The 10,685-nt window shown below is 69.6% G+C and carries 11 protein-coding genes; 5 read left to right on the top strand and 6 right to left on the bottom strand.

The features are described from left to right. From HUV01_RS06905 to HUV01_RS06885, 5 genes are all read right to left on the bottom strand, one after another. On the bottom strand, window positions 1–629 hold a 629-nt coding region (locus HUV01_RS06905), incomplete at its 3' end, for a class I SAM-dependent methyltransferase (protein WP_174297565.1). Window positions 630–677: 48 nt separating this feature from the next. Then, complete coding sequence (locus HUV01_RS06900; RefSeq protein WP_174297566.1) at window positions 678–2,036, bottom strand: cryptochrome/photolyase family protein; 1,359 nt, start codon at window positions 2,034–2,036, stop codon at window positions 678–680. A 17-nt stretch (window positions 2,037–2,053) separates the two neighbouring features. Continuing rightward, a complete protein-coding gene (locus tag HUV01_RS06895; protein ID WP_174297564.1) occupies window positions 2,054–2,266 on the bottom strand; it encodes a hypothetical protein in 213 nt (70 codons plus the stop codon). A gap of 58 nt (window positions 2,267–2,324) precedes the next feature. Next, complete coding sequence (locus HUV01_RS06890) at window positions 2,325–3,365, bottom strand: 2-oxoacid:ferredoxin oxidoreductase subunit beta (RefSeq protein WP_174297563.1); 1,041 nt, start codon at window positions 3,363–3,365, stop codon at window positions 2,325–2,327. Between the two features lie 160 nt (window positions 3,366–3,525). Then, window positions 3,526–5,529, bottom strand: a complete 2,004-nt coding sequence (locus HUV01_RS06885; protein WP_174297562.1) for a 2-oxoacid:acceptor oxidoreductase subunit alpha — start codon at window positions 5,527–5,529, stop codon at window positions 3,526–3,528. A 282-nt stretch (window positions 5,530–5,811) separates the two neighbouring features. Between HUV01_RS06885 and HUV01_RS06880 the strand changes: the two genes are divergently transcribed. Then, on the top strand, window positions 5,812–6,207 hold the full coding sequence (locus HUV01_RS06880; RefSeq protein ID WP_174297561.1) for a DUF4279 domain-containing protein: 396 nt from the start codon (window positions 5,812–5,814) through the stop codon (window positions 6,205–6,207). Between the two features lie 437 nt (window positions 6,208–6,644). Here HUV01_RS06880 and HUV01_RS06875 read toward each other — a convergent pair whose 3' ends face one another. Next, window positions 6,645–7,565, bottom strand: a complete 921-nt coding sequence (locus HUV01_RS06875) for a histone deacetylase family protein (protein ID WP_174297560.1) — start codon at window positions 7,563–7,565, stop codon at window positions 6,645–6,647. A 56-nt stretch (window positions 7,566–7,621) separates the two neighbouring features. Between HUV01_RS06875 and HUV01_RS06870 the strand changes: the two genes are divergently transcribed. The 4 genes from HUV01_RS06870 to HUV01_RS06855 all read left to right on the top strand — a co-directional run bounded on the left by HUV01_RS06870 (window position 7,622) and on the right by HUV01_RS06855 (window position 10,401). After that, a complete protein-coding gene (locus HUV01_RS06870) occupies window positions 7,622–8,626 on the top strand; it encodes an alpha/beta hydrolase (RefSeq protein ID WP_174297559.1) in 1,005 nt (334 codons plus the stop codon). 2 nt (window positions 8,627–8,628) lie between these two features. Continuing rightward, a complete protein-coding gene (locus HUV01_RS06865) occupies window positions 8,629–9,117 on the top strand; it encodes an RNA pyrophosphohydrolase (protein WP_174297558.1) in 489 nt (162 codons plus the stop codon). 55 nt (window positions 9,118–9,172) lie between these two features. Next, window positions 9,173–10,093: a DUF481 domain-containing protein gene (locus HUV01_RS06860; RefSeq protein WP_174297557.1), complete on the top strand. Its 921-nt coding sequence runs from the start codon at window positions 9,173–9,175 to the stop codon at window positions 10,091–10,093. A gap of 89 nt (window positions 10,094–10,182) precedes the next feature. Further along, window positions 10,183–10,401, top strand: coding sequence for a hypothetical protein (locus tag HUV01_RS06855; RefSeq protein WP_174297556.1), 219 nt, complete (start codon window positions 10,183–10,185; stop codon window positions 10,399–10,401). Window positions 10,402–10,685 lie beyond the last annotated feature (284 nt).

Genomic DNA, 10,685 nt, shown 5'->3' with positions numbered 1-10,685 from the left:
GCGAACGAGCCCCAGCCGCAGCCGATCTCCAGCAGCCGGTCGCCCGGTCGCGCGCCGGTCCGCGCCAGCATCGCGGCCAGCTTGCGCGCCTGCGCCGCCGCGAGCGTGTCTCCCGGGCCGGCGAACAGCGCGCTCGAATAGGTCATGCCCTCGTCGAGCCATTCGCGATAGAAGTCGTTGCCAAGGTCATAATGCTCGGCGATGTTGCGACGCGCGCCCGCATAGGTATTGCGGCGCAGCCGGTGCCACGCGCGATCGGTCAGCCGCATCGCGCCGCCCGCGCGGGCGACCGTGCCGAGCCGGCGCGCGTTCCGCATGAACAGGTCGAACAGCGGAACCGGATCGGGGCTCGACCAGTCGCCCGCCGCCCATCCCTCGTACCAGCCGACCGAGCCGCGCATGGCGAGCCGTGCCAGCGCACGCCAGCGGCGCACCGCGACGATCGCGACCGGTCCCGGCGCCCGCCCGCCAAGCCGCCGCGTGGTGCCGTCGGGCAGGCTCGCCTCGATCGCGCCTGCCGCCAGTCCCTCGTCGATCCGGTCGAGCAGCCGGTGGAACGGGCCGGCGACCGCGCGCCGGCGCCACGCGGCACCGCGCGATCGCTCGGTCATGGACAAGGGCGCGTTCATGTCCGCGCCTCTGTGTCATCCGCGTCGCCGGCCCGCAACCGGGCGGCGTCAGATCGCCTTGTTGGCGGCGAGCGCGCGCTCGCGCGCCTCGCGGTGGCCGACGATCTTCGCGGGGTAGGCGGCGGGCCGCACGCCGTTCGCGTCGGGATCGTGGATCGCCTCGCCGCGAATGTCCTTCAGCTCCGGCACCCAGCGGCGGATATAGCCGCCCGCGTCGAACTTCTCCGACTGGCCGAGCGGCGCCATGATCCGGCTGAACATGTTGGCGTCGACGCCGGTGCCCGCGATCCACTGCCAGTTGACGGAGTTGTTGCCGTAATCGGCATCGACCAGGCAGTCCCAATACCACCGCTCGCCCGCCCGCCAGTCAATCAGCAGGTGCTTCACGAGGAAGCTCGCCGCGATCATGCGGACGCGGTTGTGCATCCATCCCGTCGTCCAGAGCTGGCGCATCCCCGCGTCCACGATCGGATAGCCGGTACGGCCCTGCTCCCACGCCTTTCGGTCGGCGTCCGCCTCGGGTCCGGTGCGCCATGCGAACGTGTCGTAGCGTGGACGGCCGTTGACCCAGGCATAGTCGGGCAACGCGAGCACCAGGCCGTCGGTGAAGTCGCGCCATCCAAGCTCGGACCGGAACTTGTCCCCGGCCGCGTGACCGTCGACCGCATGCCAGGCGGTGCGCGCCGACACCTCGCCGTGGTGCAGGTGCGGCGACAGGCGCGAGGTGCCGTCGATCGAGGGCAGGTTGCGCTGCGTCTCGTAGCCATCGACCTGATCGGCGAACCGCCCGGCAGCATCGAGGCCGGCAGCTTCGCCCGGCGTCCACTCGTCCGCAAACCGGTCGGCCCAGTCGCGCTTGGGCAGGAGCCCCCAGTCGGCCAGACTGTCGCTCGCGGGCCAGTGGACCGGCGCCTGAAGCCTGTCGGGCGCTGGCTCGGGCGCAGGCGGCGGCAGGTGCGCCTGGAGAGCCTTCCAAAACGAGGAATAGACGCGGAACTGACCACCCGATCCGGTCCGCACCTGTTCCGGTCGCGCAAGATGGTTGCCGTCATGCAGGCACAGCACATCGTCCAGCGCCGCCTCCGCCGCGCGCCACCACGGCTCGTAATGGCGGATCGCGTGGATGCGGACGGCGCCCGTTTCGGCCAGCAGCCCGCGCAGCACCGGCTCTGCGCGCCCGCGGCGCAGGATCAGCCGGCTGCCGAGCGCGCGGAGCCCCTCGTCCAGCGACGCCAGGCTCTGGTGAAGCCACCAGCGTTGCGCCCCGCCGATCCGCCAGTCGCCCGCGTCGTCGTCGTCCAGCACATAGACGGGGATGACCGCACCTTGCGCCGCCGCCGCGATCAGCGCGGGCTGGTCGGCGAGGCGGAGGTCCTGCCGCAGCCAGAGGATGACGGGATCGGCCACTCGCGTTTCGGGGCGCGTCACGAGCTTCTGCCTTCGATCGCGCCGATACGGTCCTCGTGGTCGTGAACGACACCCGCGACGGCAGTGAAGACAAGCGTGTCGCCGTCGACGCGTTGCGTCAGGTCCGTAAAACGGTCGCTCAACTCCGCTACGCGCGCATTGGTCTGCCCCAGTTGCGCCCGCAATCCCTGGAGGAGCCTGATCGTGAGGTTGTCGGTCTCTTCGCTCATCGCCCGCTCCGCCTGTCGGTACGGAACATAATCAGACCGGACGGGTCGTTCAACCAACTCACATCGCATGCGGCTCCTTCTCGACCATCCAGGTCTGACCCTTGCTGAGCAGGGATTGCAGGTCGGCGCGCCTGCCGTCGCTGGCCGCCCGGTTCTGCTCGACCACCGCCGCATCGAACGTCGGCGCGGGATCGTCGAGCAGGACGCCCAGCGCCATCGGAAACGGTCCGAACTCCATCTCGACCAGCAGATGCGCCATCGTGCGGTTCGTGACGTCGTGCACCAGCACGCCCGCCGCCTGCCAGTCCCCGCCCGTCACCTCGACCACCTTGGGCTGGAGCCGGCCCATGTCGAGCGCGAGGCCCAGCGTGCCGCCGGCGAACAGCATCGGCTTGCCCGCCTCCAGCCACAGCTGGCGGTCCGCGCCCGCCTTCCGGTCGGTGAACGGCGCGAACACGTCGTCGTTGTAGACGATGCAGTTCTGGAAGATCTCGACGAACGCGGTCCCGTGGTGCGCGTGCGCGGCCTTCAGCACGGGGACGAGGTTCTTGTTCACGTCGATCGCGCGCGCCACAAAGCGGGCGCCGCTGCCCAGCGCGAAGGCGCACGGGTTCGCGGGCCGGTCGACGGAGCCGAGCGGCGTCGACGGGCTGCGCGTGCCGATGCGGCTGGTGGGGGAATACTGCCCCTTGGTCAGCCCGTAGATCTCGTTGTTGAACAAGAGGAACTGGCAGTTCAGGTTGCGGCGGATCAGGTGCATCGTGTGGTTGCCGCCGATGCTAAGCGCGTCGCCGTCCCCCGTGATGATCCACACGTCGAGGTCCGGATTGGCGAGCTTCACCCCCGTCGCCACCGCCGGCGCGCGGCCATGAATGGTGTGGAAGCCGTACGTCTCCATGTAATAGGGAAAGCGCGAGGAACAGCCGATGCCGCTGACGAACACGGTGTTCTCCGGCCGGACGCCGAGGTCGGGCATCGTGCGCTGCACCGCCTTCAGGATCGCATAGTCGCCGCACCCCGGGCACCAGCGCACCTCCTGGTCGGTTTCCCAGTCCTTGGGCTTGCTGGCGAAGGGGACGATCGGGGTCATGTCGTTCATGGTTCTTGACCTTCTTTCCCTCTCCCCCGGTGGGAGAGGGAGGGAGCAGCCGGAGGCTGCGGAAGGGTGAGGGGGATCGGGCCGGGCTCCGGGTCTCCCCCTCACCCTTCCCACCGGCTGCGCCGGCAGGCCCCTTCCCTCTCCCACATGGAGAAAGGGACTAATTCTCCGTCGGTGTCAGCGCATCTTCCCGTTCCGGCTCGATCGCCTTCACCATGCCATCGTCATGGTCGGCGATCGGATTGGGCAGCTGCGTCGCGTCCGCCGCCACCTCGCCCCCCGCGCTGTCCCCGGCGCCGTCGAAATAGCGCAGCACCGCATCCTCGATCTCGACGATGCGGAACGGCTGGCCCGACACCTTGTTGAGCGGCGTCGCATCGACGAGGAACTGGTCGCGTAGCACGGTCTTGAGCTGGCCGGTGTTCATCTCGGGCACGAGGATGTGCTCGTACCCCCTCAGCAACGCGCCGAGGTTCGCCGGCATCGGCCAGATGTGGCGGATGTGGATGTGCGCCACGTCGACGCCGCGCCTGCGCAGCCGCCGCACCGCCTGGTGGATCGGGCCGAAGGTGGAGCCCCAGCCGACGACCGCCAGCCTGCCGGTCGTCCCGCCCAGCTCGACCGGCTGGTCGGGCACCGCGACCCCGTCGACCTTCGCCTTGCGGACGTCGGTCATCTCCTGATGGTTGGCGGGCGAATAGTCGATGTTGCCGGTGCCCTGCTTCTTCTCGATCCCGCCGATGCGGTGGAGCAGCCCCGGCGTCCCGGGCTTCACCCACGGCCGCGCGAGCTTCGCGTCGCGGGCATAGGGGAGGAAGCCGCCCTCGGGCACCGTGTCGAGGTATCCGACCGGGAACGGCGCATAGCTGGCCATGTCGGGCACGCGCCACGGCTCGGCGGCATTGGCGATATAGCCGTCGGTCAGCAGCATCACCGGCGTCATGTAGGTGACGGCGATCCGCACCGCCTCGATCGCGCAGTCGAAACAGTCGGCGGCGGAGCGCGCGGCGATCACCGGCATCGGCGCGTCGCCGTTGCGGCCGTACACCGCCTGGTACAGGTCCGACTGCTCGGTCTTGGTCGGCAGGCCCGTGGACGGCCCGCCGCGCTGCGAGTTGACGATGACGAGCGGCAGCTCGGTCATGATCGCCAGCCCCATCGCCTCGCCCTTCAGCGCGATGCCGGGGCCGGACGAGGAGGTGACGCCGAGCTGCCCCGCATAGGACGCGCCGATCGCCGAGGCGATCGCGGCGATCTCGTCCTCCGCCTGGAAGGTGGTGACGCGATATTCCTTCAGCCGCGACAGGAAATGCAGGATCGCCGACGCGGGCGTGATCGGATAGCCGCCAAAGAACATCGGCACGTCGGCGAGCGTCGCGCCCGCCACCAGCCCCAGGCTGATCGCCTCCGCCCCCGTGACGGTGCGGTACAGCCCCGGCGCGACGGGGGCCGCCGGCACGGAATGCTGCTTCATCGGCCCGGAGAGTTCCGCCGTCTCGCCATAGGCGTGGCCGGCGTTCAGCGCGGCGATGTTCGCCTCCGCCAGCGTCGGCATCTTGGCGAACTTGGACTGGAGCCAGTCGACGATCGGCGCGCGGTCCCGGTCGAACATCCAGAGCGACAGCCCCAGCGTCCACATGTTCTTGCAGCGCAGCGCCTCCTTGTTGCCGAGCCCGAACGGCTTCACCGCGTCGAGCGTCAGCTGCGAGATGTTGAGCCGCATCAGCTGCCATTTCGCCAGGCTGCCGTCGTCGAGCGGGTTGGCGGCGTATTTCGCCTTGTCGAGGTTGCGCTGCCCGAACTCGCCCTCGTCGGCGATGATGAGGCCGCCGGGCTTGAGCGCGTCGACGTTCACCTTGAGCCCCGCCGGGTTCATCGCGATCAGCACGTCGGGCGCGTCGCCCGCCGTCTCGATATCCGCCGAGCCGAAGTTGATCTGGAACGCGCTGACGCCGAACAGCGTGCCCTGCGGCGCCCGGATCTCGGCCGGGAAGTCGGGAAAGGTCGCCAGGTCGTTGCCCGCGAGCGCCGTCGACAGCGTGAACTGCCCGCCGGTCAGCTGCATCCCATCGCCCGAGTCGCCGGCGAAGCGCACGACGATCGATTCAGGATGCGGATGGGCGGCCGCCTCGGCGACGGTGGTCTCGTGGATGGCCGATGCCATGCGGGTTCCTTGCGGGATACGTCTTCGCGCGTCCTGTACGCCCAGCGGGCGCGGGAGGCCAAGGCAGAATGAACGGGGACGGGGAAACCTGCGCTACCCGGCGGGCAGGCGGCGGGTGGTGTCGGTCCGCAACGAGTTTCACATACCTGCGTGCCTCCATCCACTGCGGTGCGTTGATGCGAAACTTAAAGATTTTGCATCAATAAGGCAGCCCAAGCGGCGGGGTTCGGCACTCGCGCGGACGAGCTTCCCCAGACGTCCAATAGCCGACATAATCTTTCAATGCTGACACTTGCCATCACGGGCTTCGATGCCGATCCAGACCTGATTACCGAGACACTCGGCTTTGAACCAACTTCCGTCGGGCGAAAAGGCAAGCCCTCGCAGAGTGGCAAGCCCCGAACCTTTAACGGCTGGTGGCACGACGTAGAGCCGGAACGTCTTATCAATGCCGGACAACATGCCGATGCGATGACCCGCATGTTGGCTCGGCTACACGGACGGGAAAATCGGTTTGCGCGGCTTAGAGACGTGGTCGGGCCGGAAATTGTAACGATATATGGCGGCCTTTATGTGCCGGCCGACCGCCAATGTGGCGTATCGCTCGAACCCGATCAGATGCAGCTACTCGCCGCCTGCGGCATCGGTTGGGGGCTAGACCTGTTCGCAGACCGATAGCGCCAAATCTACACCTTCCACAGCTGTTGTGATGCAAAACTCACAAGTTCTGCATCATACCGAAAACCGTCGGCTTTCGAATGTTTCGTGATGCAGATATCCGATGCAGCGGAATGGCTCGTTTGCGGGCGCGCATGACGTCGACAGGGTGCAGCCGTCGCCATTATTGGACCGGAACCGCTCCGCCGGCCTTTCACCAAGGACGGCGATCCCTGCCCGGCGCTTGCGATGTCGGAGCGCGGGTGGGAGCGTCCGGGACGTTCTCCGCCCTCTCCCTGCCCATCGGTCACGACCATCGTTCCGCGGGTCGCGGTGATGGTGTGTCCAGGTGTTGTCTTCGTCACCCCTGGGCTGATCGGCGCCGCGTGACACGCCGCATGGGCGGCCGGATCGCCTCGCCCCACGCGCGACGATGGATCCGGCCACGTCATAGGAGGCTATGCCGACGGCGCCATCGCCTCGCCCAGCGTCAGGATCGCCGCGACATGCCGGCGCGCGATCGCCGGCTTGTCGGCGCCGTAGCCGCCGCCGACCGTGCTCGCCAGCGGCAGGCCCCGCCGCCGCATCAGCCGCGCCACCAGCGCCTCGCGCCGCGCAAGGCCGTCGTCGGTCAGCGCCAACCGACCGAGCTGATCGCCGCCGAACGGATCGACCCCCGCCTGATACAGGACGATCCCCGGCCGCACCTCGTCGAGCAGCGGCGTCAGCGTCTCCTCCAGCGTCGCCAGATACTCGTCGTCCCCCACCCCGTCGGCGAGCGACACGTCGAGCGTCGAACGCGCCTTGCGGGCGGGGAAATTCTTGGCGGCGTGGATGGAATAGGTCGCGATGCCCGGCCGCCCGGCGGTCAGCGCGGCGGTGCCGTCGCCCTGGTGGACGTCGACGTCGACCACCAGCAGCCGGTCGACGGTCCCCTCCTCCACCAGCCGCACAGCCGCCAGCGCCAAGTCGTTGAAGACGCAATAGCCCGCCCCCGTTTCCGCCAGGGCGTGGTGGCTTCCCCCCGCGGTGTTCGCGGCGAAGCCGTGGCGCAGCGCGAGCATCGCCGCCGCCCAGGTGCCGCCCGGCACCGCCTGCGCGCGCGCCGCGACCTGCGGCGTCACGGGAAAGCCGATCCGCCGCTCCTTCTCGCGCGGCACCCGCGCCTCCAGCACCTGCGCGACATAGTCGGGATCGTGGACCTCCTCCAGCCAGCGGCGCGGCATGGGCTCGGGCAGATGCCATGCAAGCCGGGCGCCGCTCGCCATCAGCAGGTCGCGGATCAGGCCGTTCTTGCTCGATTGCGCCATTCTCGATGGCGGGGGAGCCTGCGGATCGGGCGCGGCGACATAGTCGGGATGATGGACGATCGGGATCACATGCGGGTAGGTAGGAGGCGCCGACCCGCCCCGCCATCTCCCGAGACCCCGCCCTCATGCCAGACGCCCTCTCCCCGTCGCCTGCTCCGTCTCGTCCCTGGGTCCGCCCCGACGTGACCGCGTTCCTCGCCTATCTCGACACCATGGCCGGGCCGAGGATACACGAACTCGACGCCCCCGCCGCCCGGAGCATGTACCGCGCGACCAGGGAGCTGGCCGACATGCCGGTGGGCGAGCTGGCGGTCGTGCGCGACGTGGTGATACCCGCCGCGTCCCCGGCGGCAGGGGCGGGCGGGATCCCGGCCCGGCTGTTCGACGCGCGCGCCGATCGTGGCCCCGGCCCGGTCGTGCTGTTCTCGCACGGCGGCGGCTTCGTCATCGGCGATCTGGACACCCATGCGGGCTTCTGCGCGGAAGCGGCGCGGGTGCTGGACCTGCCTGTGCTCGCGATCGACTACCGGCTCGCGCCCGAACACCCCTGGCCCGCCGCGCCCGACGACTGCGAGGCGGCGGCGCGCTGGCTCGCGACGGGTCCCGCGATGCTGGAGCGGGAGGTCACCGGGCTGGTCCTGATGGGCGACAGCGCGGGCGGCACGCTGTCGATCGTCACCGCGATGGCGCTGCGCGACGCGCCCGCCGCGGTGCCGGTGGTGATGCAGGCGACGGTCTATCCGGCGACGGACTGGACGCGCCCCTATCCCTCGTTCGACATCTTCTCGAAGGGTTACCTGCTGACGGAGGAGAGCATGGCGTGGTTCGCGGACGCCTATCGCGCCGATCCCGCGCACCCGCGCGGATCGCCGATGGCGGCCACCGTCGCCGGGCTGCCGCCGGCGGTGGTGATGACCGCCGGGCTCGACCCGATCCGCGATCAGGGCCGCGCCTATGCCGCCGCGCTGATCGGGGCGGGGATCGCCGTCACCTATCGGGAGGCGGCGGGCACGATCCACGGCTTTACCACGCTGCGCCGCGCGCTTCCGTCCGCGGTCGGCGACGTCGCGGAGTTCCTGGCCGCCGTGAAGGCGGGAACAATGGCCGCGACGACGCGGGCGGCGGCCTGACGATGGCCGCCGCGATCGATCCCGCCACCCTCCCCTATCGTCCCTGCGCCGGTATCCTGCTGGTCAACGCCGCGGGCCGGGCGTTCGTCGGCCAGCGGATCGATACCGTGCTGGAGGCATGGCAGCTGCCGCAGGGCGGGATCGATCCGGGCGAGGACGCCCGCGCCGCCGCCTTGCGCGAGCTTGGCGAGGAGACGGGCATCCCGCCCGATCTGGTCGCGTTCGTCGCACAGGCGCCGGACGAGCTGTTCTACGACCTGCCGCCCGAGCTGATCGGCAAGGTGTGGCGTGGCCGGTACCGCGGCCAGCGCCAGCGATGGTTCCTGTTCCGCTTCCTTGGCACGGACGACCGGATCGACCTTGCGACGCCGCATCCGGAGTTCCGCGCCTGGCGCTGGGTCGATCCAGCCGAGCTGCCGATGCTGGCCGCGCCGTTCAAGCGCGCGCTCTACGCCGACGTGCTCGCCGCCTTTGCCGGCCATCTTGGTTGAACGGCGGTCCGGTCCGGGCTTCCGGCGCGCGCGCGATCGGCTAAAGAGGCGAGCGATGCGCTGGCTCCTCCCCTCGCTGTTCCCCTGCCTCCTGGCCATCGCCGCGCCCGTCGTGGCGGCCGAGCCCGATCCCGATCCGGCGACGATCCCGCCGCCGATCCGCGCGATGCTCGACGCCGCGCTCTCGTCGGGCAACGACGGCGAGGTCGCGACGATCGTCAAATACGCCTGCGCCGCCGATCCCGCGAGCGGCGATGCGGTCCAGGCGCTGGCGCAACGCTGGCAGGACGAGCGCGTGGCCGCCAACCAGATCCGCGTCCGCGAGGCGGGCTTCCTGAAGCTGTGGACCGGCAAGGCGGAAGTCGGCGGCTTTCTGACGACCGGCAACTCGGATACCGCCGGCGTTACCGCCGCGTTGAGCGCCACGCGCGAGGGGATCGACTGGCGGCAGAAGTTCCACGGCCAGTTCGACTATCAGGAGAGCCTGGGCATCGTCACCCGCAACCACTGGCTCGCGGGCTACGAGCCCAACTACAAGTTCGGCCCGCGCGGCTATGTCTATGGCCAGCTCCTGTACGAGAGCGACCGGTTCCTCGGCTTCCACGACCGCGCGTCCGGATCGGCGGGCATCGGCTACAGCGTGCTCAAGGCGCCGCGCCTGCGCCTCGATTTGGAGCTTGGGCCGGCCTATCGCTACACCGCCTATATCGACGACACGCGGCGCGGCAGCATCGCGGGGCGCGGCAGCGTCGACCTGAAATGGCAGCTGGTGCGCGGCATCTCGCTGGGAGAGATCGCGTCCGCCTATGACGAGCGGTACAGCAGCACCGTCTCCAGCGCGACGTCGGTCAGCGCCAAGCTGTTCGGGCCGCTCTCGGCGAACCTGTCCTATACGGTCCAGTACGAGAGCCGCCCGCCGACGGGATCGGTCGCCACCGACACGACCAGCCGCGCAGGGCTGGCCTACAGCTTCTGACGTGTCGGATTAACTGACGGGTAACCATCGTCGTTCGGTTCCCGGCGGCGGTAATCCGGGGTTGGCGCGGGCCTTGCTAGATGGTCGGCATGTGGACCCGCCTCTGCCGCCTGTTCGTCATCAAGACCAAGTTCGAGGCGTTTCTGGTGATCTATGGCCTCGGCACCGGCGCGGTGGAGCGCGGCGTGCACTACATGTCGCAGTATCCGGGCATCGGCGGCAAGCTGTTGTTCGCGGCGTCGCCCGTGGCGGTATTCATGGCCAGCGCACGCATCCTGGACTCGCTGGACCGAGCACGGCATCCGTAACCGCGCGACCACATCCGACCGGACCGATGCAGCGTAACATAACTGTCGCACGCCAAGCCTAGGCGCAACCTCGAAGTTCGAACCGAATCGGACAGGGGGAATATCGATGCGTCGCGGACCAACTCTTCGCCGTCAACTGCTGCTCGGCTGCATGATGCTGCCTCTGGCCGGTGCGCCGGCCTTCGCGCAGGTGGCGCCCGCCAGGGGCGACGCGAGTGCCGTCTCCAGCGACGCGACCGCGCAGAGCGCCCCCGGCTCGACCGGGCAGGATGCCGGCCCGGCCG

Source organism: Sphingomonas bacterium (assembly GCF_903643035.1).
Taxonomy (GTDB): Bacteria; Pseudomonadota; Alphaproteobacteria; order Sphingomonadales; family Sphingomonadaceae; genus Sphingomonas.
Note: the sequence above shows the minus strand (reverse complement) of the source record. Positions and strands in the feature narration are given on the sequence as shown.